The sequence below is a fragment of the Ensifer sp. ENS08 genome (assembly GCF_014852195.1).
GTDB classification, from domain to species: domain Bacteria; phylum Pseudomonadota; class Alphaproteobacteria; order Rhizobiales; family Rhizobiaceae; genus Ensifer; species Ensifer adhaerens.
The window spans coordinates 38,083-55,446 of record NZ_JACVBF010000023.1 but is presented as its reverse complement, the minus strand read 5'-3'; the positions used below and the strand labels follow the sequence as shown (position 1 = coordinate 55,446).

Below are 17,364 nucleotides of genomic sequence, written 5' to 3'. Positions count from 1 at the left end.
GTCATCCCTTGGCCCTCCCGGCGAGCCCGCGCGGGAACACGCAGATGATCGCGATCACGGCCAGATAGAAGAAGAATTCACCGAATTCCGGCATGAGATAACGGCCGGTCGTATCGATCGCGCCGAGCAGCAGGCAGGCAACGAGCGCGCCCGGGATAGACCCGGCGCCGCCGACGGAGACTACGACCAGGAACGTCACCATGTAACGCAACGCGTAATAGGGTTCGACCGGAAGAAGTTCCGCCCCCACCACGCCGCCGAAGGCGGCAAGTCCGACGGCAACCGCAAAGCTCACCGCATAGACGATTTCCGTGCGCACACCGAGGGCGGCCGCCATTGCCGCGTTGTCAACCGAGGCCCGCAGCTTGACGCCGAAGGCCGTCTTTTCGATCGCGTACCAGAGACCGGCTGCAACCACGAGGCCGCAGACGATCGCAAAGATGCGATGGGTGGCGATTGCCCGGAAGCCGAGATCGACGGATCCCTGCAATTCGCCAGGCAGCGGCACCGTCTTCAGCGTCGGGCCGAAGACATAGTTGGCGATGCCGATGATGCAGAATGTGATACCAATGGTCATCAGCACCTGGGTCAGTTCCGGTGCGCCGTAGATCCGCCTATAGAGCAGCCGCTCGATCGGCACGGCGATGATGATGGTGCCGAAGACCGCGAGCAGCACGGCAAAGCCGTAGGCAAGACCCAAATCGCGCGCTGCATAGGAGGCGATGTAACCGCCGATCATGGCAAAGGCGCCATGCGCCAGGTTGACCACGCGCATCAGGCCCATGGTGACCGAAAGGCCGATGGAGATGACGAAGAGCACCATGCCATAGGCAAGGGCGTCGATCGCAATGCTGAGGACGGTTTGCATGGGGCTATCCGTTGCCCTTTCTTCCAAATTTGGCTGCGCCGGATTCGGTGCGCACTATGCGCGGAGCGGCAGTCAGGCGCCAGCATTCGCGGCGCCGCAGGCGCGCCGGTCGCTCAAAAGCAACCGGTCAACGCATCATCAGTGTCGGTGGGCGCTCAGCACCCGCCCAAGTCGACTACTTCAGCGCAGCGAGACCGGGGTCGCCCTGCTTCTCGAAGGTCTGGATTTCCTTGTTGTAATAGGTGCCGTCATCGGCCTTGGCGACCTCGCGCAGATAGATGTTCTGGGTGATGTGACGCGATTCCGGATCGATCGTCACCGGACCACGCGGGCTGACCCAAGAGAGGCCTTTCACGGCTTCCACGGCCTTGGCCGCATCCTGCTCGCCGCCGGTCGCCTCGATCATCTTGTAAATCACATGCATGCCGTCATAGGCTCCGACCGAGGGGAACGAGAGTTCGGCCGGGTTGCCGATCGCCTTGCTCGCCGCTTCGACAAAGGCCTTGTTCTCCGGCGAGTCGTGCGAGACGGCGTAGTGGAAGGTCGTCTGAATGCCGAGCGCCGCCTCACCGAGAGCAGGCAAATCGGATTCCTGCGTGAGGTCGCCGGGCGCAAAGAACTTGATGCCGCCGTCCTTCAGGCCGTTTTCCTTGAAGGCCTTGACGAAGCCGAGCGTCGTCGGGCCGGACGGCAGGAAGGCGAAGACGCCTTCCGCGCCCGAATCCTTGATGCGCTGCATGATTGGGGAAAAGTCGTTGGTCGCAAGCGGCATGCGGATCGCTTCGACCACCTGGCCGCCGGCCGCTTCGAAGCCCGTCTTGAAGGCGTTCTCGGCGTCCACGCCCGGGCCGTAGTCGCTGACGACGGAGATCACCTTGGAAACACCCGCGTCCTTGGCAACCTTGGCGATCGGCGTCGAGGTCTGCCAGGTGGTGAACGAGGTGCGCACGACGAGCGGGCTTTTGGTGACGATCGCCGAGGTCGCCGCGTTCATGATGACGAGCGGCACATTCGCCTGGGTGAGCAGCGGCGTGACCGCCATGGCATCCGGGGTGAAGTAGAAGCCGGCGAGGTACTGCACGCCTTCCTTGACCACCAGTTCCTGGGCCAGCGCCTTTGACTGGGCGGGATCGGCCTGCGGCACGTCGCGGTAGATGATCTCGATATCGTCGTCGCCGACCTTGCTGCCGTTCAGCGCCATATAGGCGTCGATGCCAGCCTTGAAGTTCTTGCCCTGCAGCGCGAAGGGGCCGGAGAACGGTCCGACGACACCGATCTTGATCGTGTCGGCATAGGCAGCACTGCTCATTGCCAAAGCCGCAACCGCAGCCAGAATCATCCGCTTCATATTTCCTCCCTGAGATGCCGGCCACTCCCGAGCCCGCATCCTCGTCGCAAACGACTGTCGATTTGATGGTTGTCAGCTTGCCATGCCAAACGGTGATGTAAAAATGAAATATGGGGTGCCAATCATAATTTAGGGGTTATGTTTTGACACAGGCAGCGCGCCTCGGCCAGCCGAGTGCACCGAAATCCCCAGCCCATGACACGCACCTTCCGGTGCCCGCGCCAGCCCACAGGGGAGCAGCAAACGACACGGTGGCGGCGCAATCGCAGGTTCGGGGCGTATCGCCGCCGCAGACCTAGATCGGCGGCAGATTTTCCGGCTGCGCCATGTCGATGAAGACCTGAACGCGTTTGGCTCGCAGCTTGCCGGGCTTGTACTTCTTCAGCCACTCGCCAGTTTCATCGAGGAACAGACTGGCCGCGGCTCCCTCGGATGTCCCCACGCGCGCCGCCTTGTCCCGGTCGGACTTCTTCTTTGCTGTCGCCTCCCGGACAGAGCGGAAATAATAGTGGTTGAACAGCCGATTGAACTCCGTGAAGTAGATGTCGGCCGCGCGCCGATCGCCACGGATGAGCAGCATGTTCTCGTCGTTGTCGTTGGTCGACGCGTCCGAGAAGTTCGCCGAACCGGTGACGACCATTGGATCCGCGCCAAGGGGATCGGCGAGCAGAAACTTGGAATGCACATAGGCGACGTGATTGTTGAGCCCGAGCGCCCGCGCATTGGTTTCCCGCGCCCACTGATAGACCGGATCGCGCAGATAGGATCCCCAGGCCTGATAGACGTTCTGTCGCGCCGTCAGCGGAATGAACGGCTTCTTCGCCTTGGCCTTAGGCTGGTCGCGCTTTTCCAGGAGGAGGAAGAGCACCGGATGCACGCCGGACTGGGCACTATTGTCGAGAAACGCCTGCTTGAAGCGATCGTTGATCCCGAAGGCGAGCGTCACGCCGCCATAGGACCGCGCCTCGTCCAGCGCCCTCACATACATATCCAGAACGGCGCTTCCGGCACGCGGACTGAAGATCGAGGTCACGCCGCTTGAAACATCCGCGGGCGCATGCGGCACCTCGGCAAGGTCAGAGACCGCCTTGCGAAAGGCTTTTCGCTTTGACCTGCTCGCGGCAGGATTGTCGGTCTTTGCCGCACCAGGGTCGCCGGCAAGCAGTGTCCAGTATGTTTCAAATGCCTTGGCGAGATCGGCGTCGCGGACCCAATGCCCGACATTGGTCTGGCCATGCACGCCGCCCATCGACAGGTTCGTCGAGCCTGTCCAAACCTGCGGCTTTCGGCCCGGATCCTTGGGGAGCAGCACCATGAACTTGTTGTGCTGTATGTCGGCGGGATTGTTCTCCCGCCACCGCGCGATCGCCGCCTTCGGAAGCCCTACGGTGCGGACGATTTCCTTGTTCTCCTCGCGCGGAAAGCTCTCGTGGAACTTGCCCTTCTTGTCGGTATAGGCATTTTCCTTCGCGTCGAGCACGAGCCTCACGGCGACGCCGCGCTCGAAGGCGGCCTTCAGCCTTTCCACGACGGGGCGATATCTGAATTCATAGAAGCAGCCGAGCAGCGTGTCCCCCGCTTCCGCCTCGTCGATGAAACGCAGCAGTGCTTCGTCAAGGTCCCGGCTCAGCCACTGCAGCGCCTCGAGCGTCTTTTCCGGCGTTTCCAGCTTGTCCGGCGGCTTGTTTCCGAAACGGCGTCGGTAGGCCTGGCTGCTCGCGACACCGCGGTTGAAGAAAACGTCGTGCGTCTCCTCACTGAAGAGCGGTTCGGTTTTGATACCGATTCTGATGGCAGGTGCTGACCGGTCGATGTTCTTCGCCATACCTGTCAGCGGATGGAAGTAATAGTCGTAACGCCGACCGGGCTTGGCCGTGAAGTCATCCCAGACGAAACTCTGAACGGGATGGTCGTAGGTCAGAACGACGGTATCCTCATTGGGATGGGAGATCACCGTTTCGAAGACCTTGAAGCCGTACATGTAGTACCGCTCGCCTTCCGTTGGATCATGCCGCTCGACCGCAAAACCGAGAAGCCCCGCGGTGTCGGCGTTGCGATAGTCTATCGCGAACGAAACCGTATTGACCCCCGACACGGCGAAGACCTTGTACCCGCCAACCGCATCCGAAACGAAATGCATGCCGTCCTCCCGCGCGTGGTTGCGACAAGCATACTCGCTCAACTTCGAGGAATTACAACAGCGACAACTACAAAGGAGCTTGATCGGCGAACTCCCGCGCCGCTGCGCAGTGGTAGCGGCTCCGGCTCGAAAACACCGCCACACTTGTTACTCCCGCCGATCCTCTTGCGGTGTCAAGCTGCTCAGGACTGCAAGGCATCGGCCTTGCGTTGAGAAGCTTTGCTGAAACGAGGAGACACAGCACCATGACCCAGACGATCGAGAAACGCGAGAACGGACGCGCGGACGCCCAGTCGACGATGCAGAAGCCGCCGGTGGTTTCGGCACAGGCATGGGAAGCGGCCCGGCAGGAAATGCTGGTAAAGGAAAAGGCGCACACCCGCGCCCGCGATGCGTTGGCCGCCGAGCGTCGGCGGATGCCCTGGACGGCCGTGACCAAGAACTACGTGTTCGAGGGCCCCGACGGCAAGGCGGGCCTGCTTGACCTCTTTGCCGGCCGGCGCCAGTTGATCGTCTACCGCGCCTTCTACGAACCGGGCGTGCATGGCTGGCCCGATCACGGCTGCCGGGGCTGCTCGATGGTCGCCGATCAGGTTGCGCATCTGTCGCACCTTAACGCCCGTGACACGACCCTGGTCTTTGCCTCGCGCGCCCCGCAGGCGGATATTGCCAGGCTGAAGGCACGGATGGGCTGGACCATGCCCTGGTACACCATCACCGACAGCTTCGATGCTGATTTCGGCGTGGGCGAGTGGCACGGCCACAATGTCTTCTTCCGCGACGGCGAAGAGCTGTTTCGCACCTACCTCGTCAACAGCCGCGGCGACGAACAGATGGGCAGCACCTGGAACTATCTCGACATCACCCCGCTCGGCCGACAGGAAGTGTGGGAGGATTCGCCGGCCGGATATCCGCAGACCCCGACCTACAAGTGGTGGAACTGGAACGACAGCTACGTCGAAGGCGCTGCCCCCGACAAAAGATGGGTCGAAGTATCGGATGCCGGCGAGGCCGCGATGCGCGCCTCCGACACGAGCGCGAAGCCATGAGCATCGGCGCCCGCTCCGGTGAGCGCGACGGGCGGGCGCCCTCCCTCGCCCGTTTGGTAGCTGCGGGGTTGGCGCTTGCCGCCGCCCCCACCTTCGCCCTGATGGCGGTTCTTTCCAAGATGGGAACCGCCGGGGCCGATCCGATGCTGTGTAGCGGCGCCGGACAAACTGTGATCGGCGGGATGACCGCCATGTATCTGCTGATGGGCGCCTTTCACCTTCAGCCCTGGCTGAAACTGATCGACATCAGAAAGCGCTGAGGGATCGGCCTCGCCCCCGCGCCTGTCAGTTGCGGGCGTCGGGAGCTGAAAAATCATCCGGCGACATGCTATTGTCGCACGGCACGCAAAAGATGTGGAAACGCCGATGGGCATATGTCCCTGAAATCGGCGAGTGGGCATGCTGTCGAGTCGGAGAAGCAAGTGACTTCTCAGCTTGAAGTACGGAACGGTTCCACTAGGTAGATTTGGCAAGATCTCCGGCCCTTGTATCGGCAGGAGAAATCAGTCGCTTTCCACCTGTGGCCGGATCCGTTCGGAAAATACAGCGAATCAGGAAGTTGACCTTGAGTGTTGCCGCCTCTCAACCGAACCCGACACGTTTCAAGAGCCGCCCGTTGCCTTTGGCGGGCGCCCTGCTGCTTTTCGTTACAGCCGCTGCGGCATCGCTCTACTATTTGAGTGGAGCGAAAGAGCCTTCGTCGGAGATCGCAGCGATTGCCCCGGCTGTGACCGGCGCTGAAGTCGACGCCGCGATGATGCAGTCGCCGAATTTCCAAATCCTGTTCAGTGACGGCGATCGCGGGCTGATGGTCTACGAGGGTTACGTCTATGTCGTGCGACTCGGCGACAAGTTGCCGAATGGCCGCCGCATGATCGGATTCCAAAAACGGGACGGAAACTGGGCTGCGGTGACGCTTTGACAGCTTTCACCGCCTCCGAATTGTGGATGTTAACGCTTTGTTAACGCTCGCTTGCAAGGCACGGGGAACCCCCATTTAGCCACGGTTGCTACCCAGGGCGAACTGGCGCAACTCTTTGTTAAAGAGTCGTGAATCAGTGCTTTGGATGGTGCAGAATGATTAACAAGAAGCTACAGGATGAGCTGGTCGAGCTCGACGAAAGCCCTGCGTTCGAAGGCCGTTCTGTCATGAGCGAGCGCGCAGTCCAGGGAATTCCTCTCGCGATCGAAGCGGTGATCGGGCGCGCCAAGCTGACGGTGTCGCAGATCTCGAAACTCCATCAGGACGACACGATCCATCTCGATCGCAACTTCGGCGAACCGGTGGAACTCAAGGTCAACGGCATGGTGATCGGCCGCGGCGAAATCGTCTTCGACGAAGCCACCAACGCGATCGGCATCAAGATCATCGAAATCTCCCCGATCGGCGCCCAATAGGCTCCAAGGCGTAAGGCCGCCGTCGTCAGCGGAACTTGGCTTCCACAGCCAGCAAGGCTATGTCGATAGTTCAACGACACGATCCGGTACGGGAGGAGCCTCATATGCTGATCGATGGAAAAGTCTTTATCGTTACCGGTGGCGGTTCGGGTCTGGGTGCGGCCGTCGCGCGGCAGCTGCATGGCGAGGGTGCCCGCGTGGTTCTCGCCGACGTCAACGCCGCAGCCGGCCAGCAGATGGCCGAGGAGCTTGGCGGCAACGCGCTCTTCCAGAAGACGGATGTCACCAGCGAGGCCGATGGCGCCGCCGCAGTGGCAGCGGCCCTCGATCGCTTCGGACATCTGCACGGCCTGGTGAACTGCGCCGGCATCGCGCCGGGGGAAAAGGTGCTCGGGCGCGACGGTCCGCACCGGCTTGAAAGCTTTTCGCGCGCGGTCGAGATCAACCTCATCGGCACCTTCAACATGCTGCGGCTCGCCTCAGAGGCGATCCAGCGGGAAGAGCCCGGCGAGGATGGTGAGCGCGGGGTGATCGTCAATACCGCATCGGTCGCCGCCTTCGATGGCCAGATCGGCCAGGCGGCCTATGCCGCTTCCAAGGGCGGCGTCGTCTCGATGACCCTGCCGATTGCGCGCGAACTCGCGCGCCACGGCATTCGCGTCGTCGCCATTGCGCCGGGCATCTTCGAAACACCGATGATGGCCGGCATGCCGCAGGAAGTGCAGGATTCGCTCGGCAAGAGCGTGCCCTTCCCGCAGCGCCTTGGCAAACCGGACGAATTCGCGGCACTCGTGCAGCACATCTGCGAAAACCGCATGCTGAACGGCGAAGTCATCCGCCTCGACGGCGCCCTGCGCATGGGCGCGCGCTGACACGATCGGAGCTGGTGGCGCCCGACGACCGGGCGCGTGCCAGAGCGTTCCTTTGGCACGATCAGGCGGCCCGGTCGGCCGACTTGACCACATAGGCACAACGTCGCGCGCCGGCCAGAATGTGCTCGGCGCGCTCGACCTCGACACCGGGGCCGAGCACCGCCCGAAACACGCTCAATTCTGCCCTGCAGAAGCCCTGGCAGTTGGTCGCGGCGGCACAGATCGGACAATGGTTCTCGACGAACAGCAGCGTGCCGTCGCCCGGATCCTCGCAGGCGGCCATATAGCCTTCCTGTGACCGCAATCGAACGAGCACGTCCACCCGTTCGCGCAGGCTCTCTTTCTCCACCATCGCCGCACGATAGTTCTGGCGCGTCTCGTCCTCACGCGCGGCGATCAGCCGGTCGATCGCGTCCTCGCCAAGCGTCTGCCGGATGGTGCGCAACAACTGGACGGTCAGCTCTGCATGCGTATCGGGAAACTCCGCGTGGCCGGCAGCCGTCAGCCCCCAGAACTGCGACGGACGACCGACGCCTTTTGCCTCGGACCACGACGTGGCCAGCCCCTCCTCGGCGAGACGCACCAACTGCTGGCGCACGGCCTCGCCGGTGATCGCCAGACGTTTGCCGAGCGCTGTCGCGGTCTGCGGTCCGTGTAGCTTGAGTGCAAGCATGATGCGCTCGCCCGGGGTGCGGCCGGCGCTTTGCTCTGGATTTAACAAGGGATCGCTTGACATATTCCCGCGCGCAGATTTACAAAGAATTGTCTTGCTAAATACACTCTCCTCCGTTCGCAGACAAGTGATCCGAGAGTGCCCCGCCCGCAAAGGATTTGACCATGGCCTTCGAACTTCCCGCCCTTCCCTACGCCGCCGCAGCACTTGCCGAAAACGGCATGAGCGCCGAGACGATCGAGTTTCACCACGGCAAGCATCACCAGGCCTATGTCACGGCGCTCAACGGCTTCGTCGAGAAGGACGCCTCGCTTGCAGGCCTGTCGCTGGAAGAGATCATTCGCCTCAGCCACGGCAAGGCGGAACTCGCCCCGGTCTTCAACAATGCCGGCCAGCACTGGAACCACATCCTGTTCTGGAACAACCTTTCGCCGAAGGGCGGTCAGATCCCCGGCGTGCTCGATAAGAAGATCACCGAAGATTTCGGCAGCGTCGCTGCCTTCAAGGATGCCTTCAAGGCAGCCGCCACCGGCCAGTTCGGTTCGGGCTGGGCCTGGCTGGTGCTCGGCCAGGACGGCAAGCTGAAGGTGACGAAGACCGCCAATGGCTCCAACCCGGTTGCCACCAATGAAGGCAAGGCGCTGCTCGGCCTCGATGTCTGGGAGCACGCCTATTACATCGACTACCGCAATCGTCGCCCGGACTACGCGTCGAACTTCCTCGACAAGCTTGCCAACTATGAGTTTGCCGAAGCGGAACTCAAGTCCGCCTGACCGACTGAAGGCGGTGCGGGCTGGAAAGAGTTCGCGAGCCGATCGGTCGAAGAGTTGCAGCAGCCGCTCGCCCCCGCCTGAGCTCAGGCTTCTGCAAATCCCGTGGCGTCTCCCCGCCGCCACGGGCTATTTCATCTCGGAACGAGCCCCATGCGCCAGACACCTCCGCCCTCCCTCGCCATCGACGCCCATGCCGACCTGGCGGTGTCGAAACCGGAGTTCGCCGACACCCTGTCGCATCTCGCCGCCACCGTCTGCGTGGCGAGCGCCGGCAATGGCCCCGACAGTCTCGGCCGGACGGTGACGGCGACCTTCTCGCTCTCTGCCAACCCGCCGTCGATCGTCATTTCGATCAAGGCGGACAGTCCGCTTGCCGCGCTGATCGCCGCCGAGCGAGGGTTTTCGCTCGCCATGCTCGCTGAGGGCCAGGAGCTGATCGCAGATGCCTTTGCCGGCAAGATCGAAGCGTCGAAGCGCTATCTCGTCGGCATATGGGCTGAGTGGCCGAGCGGACGGCCAAGGCTGCTCGGCGCGGCTGGCACGCTCGACTGCCTGCTCAGCGCTTCGATCGAGGTGGGCGACCATATGCTGTTCGTGGGAACAATTGTCGCAACCCAGACGTCTGCTCATGCCGACCCCTTGATCTGGGGCCGCCGCCGGTATCAGTCTCTCGACAGGACGAGATCGCTGACGCTGGCGAGCAATGGGCATGCGCCCCTTACCCCAAGCAAGCCTGCGGCCTGAACCGGCGATCGCGGAGGAGGAAGCCATGCGGCAAGTGCTCGAAAAGCTCTTACAGGACGGAAAGGACGACGCCCTTTTGCGGTTCACGCTCGGCAGCATCTGCCTCCAGGAGGCGGACTTCGATACCGCCTTGGCCCATGTGGAGCGGGCGATCGCCTTTGACCCGGACTATTCGGCAGCATGGAAACTGCGTGGCGCAATCCTCCTCAAGCTGGGCCGCCACCAGGAGGCAATTCAGGTCTGGCGCGAAGGCCGTACGGTCGCCGAGCGGAAGGGCGATCTGCAGGCAGCAAAGGAAATCGGCGTCTTCCTGAAACGCCTGGAGCGGCAGTGTCTCGCCGCCAACGGGAACGAGTAGCCAGCCCTGAAAAAGGCCGGGCCCGGCGGATATACCGAGCCCGGAGATATCGCGAACGATCAGTTCACTTGAAGACCGAAGGCAGCCACAGCGACAGCGCCGGTATGTAGGTGACCGCCATCAGCACTGCGATGCTGGCGCCGAAGAACGGCCAGATCGTGCGCATCGCCTCGCGGATGGATATCCCGCCGACGGCGCAGCCGACGAAGAGTACGGTTCCGACCGGCGGCGTGTTGAGGCCGATGCCGGCATTGAGGATCATCACCACACCGAAATGCACCGGATCGATGCCGAAGGCCTTGACCACGGGCAACAGCACTGGCGTGCAGATGATCACCATCGGCGCCATGTCCATGAAGGTGCCGAGGATCAAAAGGATGATGTTGATGACGAGCAGCACGATGATCGGGTTTTCCGAGATCGCGCCGATCGCACTGATCATCAATGCCTGCACCTGAAGGAACGCCATCAGCCAGCCGAAGGACGCCGCCATGCCGATGACGAGCAGCACCATGGCCGTCGTGCGCACCGCCCCCATCACCGCCTCGACGAAGCCCGTCCAATCCAGCTCGCGATAAACAAGCATGGCGACGAGGAAGGCATAGAGCACGGCAATGCACGAGCTTTCCGTGGCGGTGAAGACGCCGGAGCGCACGCCGCCGAAGATGATGCCGATCAGCACGATGCCGGGGAACGAGGCGAGCAGATAGTAGAAGACCTTGGCAAAGCCCGGAAACGGTTCGGACGGATAGCCCCGGCGCCTGGCAACGACATAGGCCGTCACCATCAGCGCAAGCGCGAGCAAGAGCCCCGGGATGATGCCGGCGGTAAAGAGATCGGCAACCGAAACATTACCGCCGGCGGCGATCGAATAGAGGATCATGTTGTGCGACGGCGGAACCATCAGCGCGATAATCGCCGCATTGACGGTGACGTTGACGGCATAGTCGCGGTCGTAGCCGCGCTTGGCCATCTGCGGGATCATCAGACCGCCGACCGCCGAGGCGTCAGCCACCGCCGAGCCGGAGATGCCTCCGAAGAGCGTCGAGGCGACGATATTGACCTGGCCGAGGCCGCCGCGCAGGTGGCCGACGAGGCCGGCCGCAAACTGGATCAGCCGGTTGGCGATGCCGCCGCGCACCATCAGGTCACCGGCAAAGATGAAGAACGGGATCGCCATCATGGCAAAGACGTTCATGCCCGAATTCAGCTGCTGAAACACCACCACCGGCGGCAGGCCGAGATAGAGCACGGTCGCGAACGAAGCGATGCCGAGGCAGAAGGCGATCGGCGTGCCGATGAGCATCAGGAGGGTGAAGACCCCAAAGAGGATAGTGTAAGCCATTCAGGCCATCTCCTGCACGACGACATCGGCTGCGAGTTCGACGCCGAGAAACTGGTCGATAAAGCGCTCCGCGGCAAAAAGGGCGATCATGGCGCCACCGACGACGAGCGGGAAAAAGTCGACGCCGCCGGGCCATCCGAGAACCGGAATGGTCGCCGTCCAGGTGCCGGCCGAAAGGAGCAGGCCGTAATAGGCCATCGCTAACCCGAATACGACGATCAGCCCGAGGCTCGCCAGATCCATGGCAAGCTGCACCGACGGCTTCATCACGTGTCGGACGACATCAAGGCCGAGATGCACGCTTTCGCGTACGCCGACGGCGGCGCCGAGCATGATGAACCAGGCCATGAGATGAAGAGCCAAGGGCTCCGACCAACTCGGAGAGTCGTTGAGCACGTAGCGGGCAAAGACCTGCCAGCCGACGATCAGGGTCATGGCGACCATGCCAATGCCGGCGATGTAGAGCGAAGCGCGGCTCAGCGCGCCAAGAAGCGGACGTATCGTCCGCATGAAACGACGCATGTTTCTTCCTCCTCCGCAAAGGCGATCCGGTAAACAGTTGAAAAGGCCGGCCCCGATCCCGGAGCCGGCCTCACCGCTGTCACTTGACCGCCTTTACCCTTTCGAGAAGGTCCTTCAGCTTCGGGTCGCTGACGAACTGGTCGTAGACCGGCCCCATCGCGGCTGCGAACTCCTCCTTGTTGACCTTGATCACGTTCGCACCGGCAGCGCGGACCTTCTCCTCGGAAGCCTTTTCGCGCGCGCTCCAAAGCTCGCGCATCTTGCCGACGCTGTCCTTGGCCGCTTGGCGAAGCAGCGTCTGATCCTCAGGCGAGAGCTTGTCCCAGCTCGTCTTGGAAATGACGAGGATCTCCGGATTGAGGGAATGCTCCGTCAGCGAATAGTTCTTGGCCACCTCGAAATGGCGGGCAGATTCGTAGGACGGCCAGTTGTTCTCGGCACCATCGACGACGCCCGTCTCGAGCGAGGAGTAGACCTCGCCCATCGGCATCGGCGTCGGGTTGGCGCCGAAGGCCTGCATCATCGCGATCCAGAGATCGGATTGCTGCACGCGGATCTTCAGGCCTTTCAGGTCAGCCAGTTTCTCGATCGGCTTCTTGGTCGTGTAGAAGGAGCGCGCCCCGCTATCGTAGAAGGCAAGACCGATCAAGCCATGCGGTTCGAAGGCTGCGAGGATTTCGTCGCCGATCGGGCCGTCGACGGTGTTGTGCATGTGTTCCGTCGAGCGGAACAGGAAAGGCATGCCGAGGACCATCGTCTCCTTGACGAGGTTGTTGAAGGGTGCTGCGTTGACGCGGTTCATGTCGATGACGCCGAAGCGGGTCTGTTCGATCGTGTCCTTCTCGCCGCCGAGAACGCCGTTGTTCATGACCTCGATCTTGATGCGACCGTTGGTGCGCTCGGAGAGCAATTGCCCCATGTATTTGACCGCATCGACGGTCGGGTAGCCATCCGGATGGATGTCGGCCGAACGCAGGGTGATTTCCTGCGCCTGCGCCGCTGTGCCGGCAAACGCCAGCCCCATGGCGACGCAAAGCATGCTTGCAATTTTCTTCATGTTTTCCTCCTCTAGTCGTGCTTCGGCCTCTCCCAAGACCGGGTTGCTGCCCATCCGGGCCGGCATGCGAAATCTCCATGTTGTGGGTTCCACGGGCGCCTCCCAGCACCCGCGGCAACTACACCGCGGCGAAGGCCGGCAGCTTGAACAGGCGTTCCGGGTTCTCGACGAGAGCCAGATGTCTGGCCCGTTCGTCCGGAAGCCAGCCGAGCACGAGGTCTGCCAGCCGTGCATCGTCGGGATAGTCTTCTGTCTTGCGGATCATGTTGTGCGGCCAGTTCGAGCCCCAGACGATGCGCTCTGGCGCATGCGCGGCGATCTTCCTGGAGACGGCTGCGACATCCTCATAGGGCCACCCGTCGCGCGAACTCTCGTAGACGCCGGCGAACTTGAACCAGACATTGTCGCGATCGATCAGCTTCAAGAGAGCCGCGATCTCCGGTCCATCCGGATCGACGCCGGCAAAGAACTTGCCGTGGTGATCGAGCACCCAGCGTGACCGGATGCGCGCCAGCCGCGGCAGATGGTCGAGCAGCCGGTTGCCGTCGAACTGCACGGCTATCATCCAATCTGCCGCATGTGCCCGCGCATCGACCGCTTCCAACGCATCGAGCCCCACCGCCCCTCCAGGCAGATCCATGATACGGGCACCGACAACGCCCGCGTCGCTGAGCGCGCCGATGTCCGCGTCGGACGTGGTTTCGTCGATGACGGTGACGCCGCGCGCGACATCGCCCATCTCGGCCAGGCAGGCGAGCAGATTGGCGTTATCCTTCTGATGGGCGTTGCCCTGGGTGATGATCACCCGGTCGATGCCGAGCCAGTCCATGACCTGGCGGTAGGCGGCAGCATCCGGCAACGGCTCAACCGGCAAAGGCGGGCCGCCGGGAAGCGATGGATAACCCGGCAGATACATGTGCATCTGCGCGTCGACCGTGCCCGTCGGCAAGCGCGGTTCAGGCGGGCGGCCGGTGAGGGTTCGCTCGATCATTGCGCGCTCTCGGGCATCTTGAACCTGGCGAGCGCGTCACGATCGATCTCGATGCCAAGGCCGGGTGCATCGGGGATGGCAACGACACCGTCGACCGCCTCGATCGGCGCCTTCAGCACCGCCTGCCGGAACGGGTTTTCCGTCCGGTCGAACTCCAGGATCGGTTCGATCGGGTTGACCCGCACCGGATCCGGCGTCATCGCCGCCATGAACTGCAGCGCGGCAGCGATATGCACGCCCGTGCCCCAGACATGCGGCACGATGCGAACGCCGTGCAGCGTCGCAAGGCTCGTGATCTTCGCCATCTCGGAAAAGCCGCCGCAGCCACAGAGATCCGGCTGCAGGATGTCGACGGCACGGCTTTCGATCGCCGGCCACATGCCATAGCGGCCATGCCAGGTCTCGCCGCCGGCAACCGGGATTGGTTGGCCGGCCCTGACCGCGCGATAGGCGGAAAGCTGTTCCGGCACGACCGGCTCCTCGAACCAGTCGATGTCGTAGTCGGCCGCCGCCTTGCCAAGCCGGATCGCCTCGGTGACGGTGTAGCCATGGTTGGCGTCAATCATCAGCCGCATCTCGTTGCCGATCGCCTCGCGCACGGCACGAATGACACGCAGGTCTTCCTCGATGCCGAAGCCGATCTTGATCTTGCAGGCATGGAAGCCTTGCGCCCGGCGCTCGGCCATCTCCAGCGCATTGTCGGAGACCCGGTCGACGCCATCGCGCTTGAAGCTGCCGGTCGCATAGGCGCGCACGCTCTCGCGCCAGCGCCCGCCAAGCAGCATGGAAACGGAGGCGCGATAGTGTTTGCCCTTGATATCCCAGAGCGCGATATCGATGCCGGAAAGGGCGGTGACCGCAAGCCCGCGCTGCCCCTGATCGCGCAGCGCGTTGTAGAGGATCGCCCAGAGCTTTTCCGTCTGGCGCGGGTCCTGGCCGATCAGCCAGGGCGTGTACGCCGCAACCACCGCCGCATTCGGCCGCGCCGGGCCGAGGCACTCGCCCCAGCCGATCGTGCCGTCGTCGCACTCGATCTCGACCAGCACATGGGCGCGACGGTCAAAACGCATGGAGGCGCTTTCGAACGGCACGGCCAGCCGATGTTCGAGAAGGTGGGTGCGGACGGCGACGATCTTCATGGGCTATCCTCGCAAAACGCTCATTTCTGACGCTTGTTCGCACCGATGAGCGCGTCGAGCATGGCGACTTCCTCCTCGGTCAAGTCTTTCAGCGGCGCACGCACCGGACCGGCATCAAAACCCTGCAGCCGCACGCCGGCCTTGATCGCCGACACCGCATAGCCCTTGGCGCGGTTGCGGATGGCCATGAACGGATAGAAGAAGTCGTTGAGGATGCGCTCGCAGGTGGCGCGCTCGCCGGCGCGAAGGGCGGCATAGAACTCATTGGCAAGGCCCGGCACGAAATTGAAGACGGCCGAGGAATAGGTGGTGAAGCCGGCACCGAGATAGGCCTCGGCAAACAGTTCCGCCGTCGGCATGCCGCCGAGATACATCAGCCGGTCGCCCATCTTGGCGGTGACCTGGCGCACCAGCCCGATGTCGCCGGTGCCATCCTTGAAGCCGATCAGGTTCGGGCATTCGTCGCACAGCCGGGCAAGCGTATCGGCCTGCAGCACCGCGTTGTCGCGATTATAGACCATGACGCCGATGCCGACCGACTGGCAGATCTTCTTCACATGGGCATAAAGCCCTTCCTGCGGCGCATCGATCAGATAGTGCGGCAGAAGCAGGATGCCGTCGGCACCGACGCGCTCGACCGAACGAGCGATGTCGACCGCCATCTCCGTGCCATAGCCGCAGCCCGATACGATCGCCGTGTCGCCGGAAACGTCCTTGGCCGCCCTGACGATGCCGGGGATCTCGTCCGGCTTCAGCGAAAAGAACTCGCCGGTGCCACCGGCCGCAAACAGAACCGGCGCCTTGTAGCCGGCCAGCCACTCGACATGCGCCCGATAGCTGTCCGGCGCAAACCGACCCTCCGCATCGAAATGCGTCACCGGGAACGAAAGCAGGCCCGATCCAAGCGCGGCCTTGATCTGCTCAGGGTTCATTTCGTGCGGGTCCTCCCTAAAACTCGACGCGCCTACTAAGCAAGTCATCACACACATGTCAATATGTCGTAATACAAGTCATCATATAAGATTTGTGGGTCGCCTTTGTACTTCGAAAGCGACGTGACGCCATAAGGCCGAAATTCGGCGCCAAACGCCGCCAAGAGATCGCTCCTTAACAAAATCGCCTCCTCGCGAAAGCATTGCAATAGAGATGTATTATATGTTAGCGGATATCATATGATATGTGGGCGCATCGATCGCGGTGAGCGCCTGCACCGGCTTGGGGGGACAGGCGATGGAACGACTTCTGATCACCGGCGCGGCGGGGCAATTGGGCCGCGTCATGCGCGAAAGGCTGGCGCCATTGGCAAGGACGATCCGTCTAGCAGATCGAGCGCCGCTCGATCCGCCGGGTGAAAACGAGGAATGCGTTCAGTGCGACCTGGCCGACCGGGGCGCCGTCAACGAGCTTGTCGTCGGATGCGATGCGATCGTGCATCTGGGCGGCATTTCGGTCGAACGTCCGTTCTCGGAAATCCTCGACGGCAATATTCTCGGCCTCTACAATCTCTATGAGGCGGCGCGCGCCAACAACAAGCCGCGCATCCTCTTTGCCAGCACCAACCACACGATCGGCTACTATCCGCAAGGCGAACGGCTCGGCCCGAACGCGCCCTACCGACCCGACGGGCTCTACGGCGTATCGAAGTGCTTCGGCGAAGCGCTGGCGCGCATGTATTTCGAGAAGTTCGGCCAGGAGACCGCCCTGGTCCGCATCGGCTCCTGCCTGCCCGAGCCCGTCAACTATCGCATGCTCTCCACCTGGTTTTCCCATGACGACTTCGTATCCTTGACGGAGGCCGTCTTCCGTGTGCCGGTTCTCGGTTGCCCGGTCATCTGGGGCGCCTCGGCCAACGACGCCGGCTGGTGGGACAATTCGCATGTTTCCTGGCTCGGCTGGCGCCCGAAGGACAATGCCGAAGTTTTCCGTCAGAAAGTCGCTGAAAACACCCCCACGCCGCAGCCGGGCGACTCTCTCGTGCGCTATCAGGGCGGCGCCTTCGTCGATGATCCGATTTATTGAGACATCACCCTTGGTTCCCGCGCATTGCAGCCAGCCATGGATTGCGCCCTTGATCGGCAATGGCGTAT

The 17,364-nt window shown here is 62.7% G+C and carries 19 protein-coding genes; 9 read left to right on the top strand and 10 right to left on the bottom strand.

The window, feature by feature from the left end:
* Window position 1: 1 nt before the first annotated feature.
* The 3 genes from IB272_RS31670 to IB272_RS31660 form a co-directional block, all read right to left on the bottom strand.
* Window positions 2-868, bottom strand: a complete 867-nt coding sequence (locus tag IB272_RS31670) for a branched-chain amino acid ABC transporter permease (RefSeq protein ID WP_034800070.1) — start codon at window positions 866-868, stop codon at window positions 2-4.
* Between the two features lie 175 nt (window positions 869-1,043).
* A complete protein-coding gene (locus IB272_RS31665; protein ID WP_034800069.1) occupies window positions 1,044-2,216 on the bottom strand; it encodes an ABC transporter substrate-binding protein in 1,173 nt (390 codons plus the stop codon).
* A 295-nt stretch (window positions 2,217-2,511) separates the two neighbouring features.
* A complete protein-coding gene (locus tag IB272_RS31660) occupies window positions 2,512-4,356 on the bottom strand; it encodes a phospholipase D-like domain-containing protein (protein ID WP_060520512.1) in 1,845 nt (614 codons plus the stop codon).
* Between the two features lie 245 nt (window positions 4,357-4,601).
* On the opposite strand from IB272_RS31660, the gene IB272_RS31655 reads away from it, so the two are divergent.
* From IB272_RS31655 to IB272_RS31635, 5 genes are all read left to right on the top strand, one after another.
* A complete protein-coding gene (locus IB272_RS31655) occupies window positions 4,602-5,405 on the top strand; it encodes a DUF899 domain-containing protein (protein ID WP_113080690.1) in 804 nt (267 codons plus the stop codon).
* Entirely contained in the window at window positions 5,402-5,665 is a 264-nt protein-coding gene (locus IB272_RS31650) for a hypothetical protein (RefSeq protein ID WP_192445742.1), read from the top strand. Before IB272_RS31655 ends, IB272_RS31650 begins: the two co-directional genes overlap by 4 nt.
* A 305-nt stretch (window positions 5,666-5,970) precedes the next feature.
* Window positions 5,971-6,327, top strand: coding sequence for a hypothetical protein (locus IB272_RS31645; protein WP_143034323.1), 357 nt, complete (start codon window positions 5,971-5,973; stop codon window positions 6,325-6,327).
* A 155-nt stretch (window positions 6,328-6,482) separates the two neighbouring features.
* Window positions 6,483-6,803: a FliM/FliN family flagellar motor switch protein gene (locus tag IB272_RS31640; RefSeq protein WP_051659531.1), complete on the top strand. Its 321-nt coding sequence runs from the start codon at window positions 6,483-6,485 to the stop codon at window positions 6,801-6,803.
* Between the two features lie 104 nt (window positions 6,804-6,907).
* Window positions 6,908-7,675 (top strand): 3-hydroxyacyl-CoA dehydrogenase, encoded by a 768-nt coding sequence (locus tag IB272_RS31635; RefSeq protein ID WP_060644755.1) that lies wholly within the window; start codon window positions 6,908-6,910, stop codon window positions 7,673-7,675.
* Between the two features lie 61 nt (window positions 7,676-7,736).
* Here the strand turns inward: IB272_RS31635 and IB272_RS31630 are convergent, their stop codons facing one another.
* On the bottom strand, window positions 7,737-8,348 hold the full coding sequence (locus tag IB272_RS31630; protein WP_034800063.1) for a metalloregulator ArsR/SmtB family transcription factor: 612 nt from the start codon (window positions 8,346-8,348) through the stop codon (window positions 7,737-7,739).
* A gap of 164 nt (window positions 8,349-8,512) precedes the next feature.
* On the opposite strand from IB272_RS31630, the gene IB272_RS31625 reads away from it, so the two are divergent.
* The 3 genes from IB272_RS31625 to IB272_RS31615 all read left to right on the top strand — a co-directional run bounded on the left by IB272_RS31625 (window position 8,513) and on the right by IB272_RS31615 (window position 10,223).
* Window positions 8,513-9,121, top strand: a complete 609-nt coding sequence (locus IB272_RS31625) for a superoxide dismutase (RefSeq protein ID WP_060520511.1) — start codon at window positions 8,513-8,515, stop codon at window positions 9,119-9,121.
* Between the two features lie 150 nt (window positions 9,122-9,271).
* Window positions 9,272-9,865, top strand: a complete 594-nt coding sequence (locus tag IB272_RS31620) for a flavin reductase family protein (RefSeq protein WP_063891223.1) — start codon at window positions 9,272-9,274, stop codon at window positions 9,863-9,865.
* 25 nt (window positions 9,866-9,890) lie between these two features.
* Window positions 9,891-10,223, top strand: coding sequence for a tetratricopeptide repeat protein (locus tag IB272_RS31615; RefSeq protein WP_034800062.1), 333 nt, complete (start codon window positions 9,891-9,893; stop codon window positions 10,221-10,223).
* Window positions 10,224-10,287: 64 nt separating this feature from the next.
* On the opposite strand, the gene IB272_RS31610 is transcribed toward IB272_RS31615, so the two are convergent.
* The 6 genes from IB272_RS31610 to kdgD all read right to left on the bottom strand — a co-directional run bounded on the left by IB272_RS31610 (window position 10,288) and on the right by kdgD (window position 16,209).
* Window positions 10,288-11,568: a TRAP transporter large permease gene (locus IB272_RS31610; protein WP_034800061.1), complete on the bottom strand. Its 1,281-nt coding sequence runs from the start codon at window positions 11,566-11,568 to the stop codon at window positions 10,288-10,290.
* Window positions 11,569-12,090, bottom strand: a complete 522-nt coding sequence (locus IB272_RS31605) for a TRAP transporter small permease (protein ID WP_034800060.1) — start codon at window positions 12,088-12,090, stop codon at window positions 11,569-11,571. It abuts the gene before it with no gap.
* Window positions 12,091-12,169: 79 nt separating this feature from the next.
* The gene (locus IB272_RS31600) at window positions 12,170-13,147 is read right to left on the bottom strand and encodes a TRAP transporter substrate-binding protein (protein ID WP_060520509.1); all 978 of its coding nucleotides are present in this window, start codon (window positions 13,145-13,147) and stop codon (window positions 12,170-12,172) included.
* A 118-nt stretch (window positions 13,148-13,265) separates the two neighbouring features.
* Complete coding sequence (locus tag IB272_RS31595) at window positions 13,266-14,138, bottom strand: amidohydrolase family protein (RefSeq protein ID WP_234798783.1); 873 nt, start codon at window positions 14,136-14,138, stop codon at window positions 13,266-13,268.
* A complete protein-coding gene (locus IB272_RS31590; RefSeq protein ID WP_192445741.1) occupies window positions 14,135-15,277 on the bottom strand; it encodes a mandelate racemase/muconate lactonizing enzyme family protein in 1,143 nt (380 codons plus the stop codon). The genes IB272_RS31595 and IB272_RS31590 overlap by 4 nt, the downstream gene beginning before the upstream one ends.
* Before the next feature lie 20 nt (window positions 15,278-15,297).
* On the bottom strand, window positions 15,298-16,209 hold the full coding sequence (kdgD, locus tag IB272_RS31585; protein ID WP_113554898.1) for a 5-dehydro-4-deoxyglucarate dehydratase: 912 nt from the start codon (window positions 16,207-16,209) through the stop codon (window positions 15,298-15,300).
* A gap of 298 nt (window positions 16,210-16,507) precedes the next feature.
* On the opposite strand from kdgD, the gene IB272_RS31580 reads away from it, so the two are divergent.
* The gene (locus IB272_RS31580) at window positions 16,508-17,296 is read left to right on the top strand and encodes an NAD(P)-dependent oxidoreductase (protein WP_060520899.1); all 789 of its coding nucleotides are present in this window, start codon (window positions 16,508-16,510) and stop codon (window positions 17,294-17,296) included.
* Window positions 17,297-17,364 lie beyond the last annotated feature (68 nt).

Bases quoted from the DNA above. Each gene is read 5' to 3' on its own strand.
- IB272_RS31615 (WP_034800062.1), top strand. From the start codon at position 9,891: ATGCGGCAAGTGCTCGAAAAGCTCTTACAGGACGGAAAGGACGACGCC.
- IB272_RS31625 (WP_060520511.1), top strand. From the start codon at position 8,513: ATGGCCTTCGAACTTCCCGCCCTTCCCTACGCCGCCGCAGCACTTGCC.
- IB272_RS31660 (WP_060520512.1), bottom strand. From the start codon at position 4,356: ATGCATTTCGTTTCGGATGCGGTTGGCGGGTACAAGGTCTTCGCCGTG.
- IB272_RS31620 (WP_063891223.1), top strand. From the start codon at position 9,272: ATGCGCCAGACACCTCCGCCCTCCCTCGCCATCGACGCCCATGCCGAC.
- kdgD (WP_113554898.1), bottom strand. From the start codon at position 16,209: ATGAACCCTGAGCAGATCAAGGCCGCGCTTGGATCGGGCCTGCTTTCG.
- IB272_RS31605 (WP_034800060.1), bottom strand. From the start codon at position 12,090: ATGCGTCGTTTCATGCGGACGATACGTCCGCTTCTTGGCGCGCTGAGC.
- IB272_RS31610 (WP_034800061.1), bottom strand. From the start codon at position 11,568: ATGGCTTACACTATCCTCTTTGGGGTCTTCACCCTCCTGATGCTCATC.
- IB272_RS31655 (WP_113080690.1), top strand. From the start codon at position 4,602: ATGACCCAGACGATCGAGAAACGCGAGAACGGACGCGCGGACGCCCAG.
- IB272_RS31650 (WP_192445742.1), top strand. From the start codon at position 5,402: ATGAGCATCGGCGCCCGCTCCGGTGAGCGCGACGGGCGGGCGCCCTCC.
- IB272_RS31580 (WP_060520899.1), top strand. From the start codon at position 16,508: ATGGAACGACTTCTGATCACCGGCGCGGCGGGGCAATTGGGCCGCGTC.
- IB272_RS31630 (WP_034800063.1), bottom strand. From the start codon at position 8,348: ATGCTTGCACTCAAGCTACACGGACCGCAGACCGCGACAGCGCTCGGC.
- IB272_RS31590 (WP_192445741.1), bottom strand. From the start codon at position 15,277: ATGAAGATCGTCGCCGTCCGCACCCACCTTCTCGAACATCGGCTGGCC.
- IB272_RS31635 (WP_060644755.1), top strand. From the start codon at position 6,908: ATGCTGATCGATGGAAAAGTCTTTATCGTTACCGGTGGCGGTTCGGGT.
- IB272_RS31665 (WP_034800069.1), bottom strand. From the start codon at position 2,216: ATGAAGCGGATGATTCTGGCTGCGGTTGCGGCTTTGGCAATGAGCAGT.
- IB272_RS31595 (WP_234798783.1), bottom strand. From the start codon at position 14,138: ATGATCGAGCGAACCCTCACCGGCCGCCCGCCTGAACCGCGCTTGCCG.
- IB272_RS31640 (WP_051659531.1), top strand. From the start codon at position 6,483: ATGATTAACAAGAAGCTACAGGATGAGCTGGTCGAGCTCGACGAAAGC.
- IB272_RS31670 (WP_034800070.1), bottom strand. From the start codon at position 868: ATGCAAACCGTCCTCAGCATTGCGATCGACGCCCTTGCCTATGGCATG.
- IB272_RS31600 (WP_060520509.1), bottom strand. From the start codon at position 13,147: ATGAAGAAAATTGCAAGCATGCTTTGCGTCGCCATGGGGCTGGCGTTT.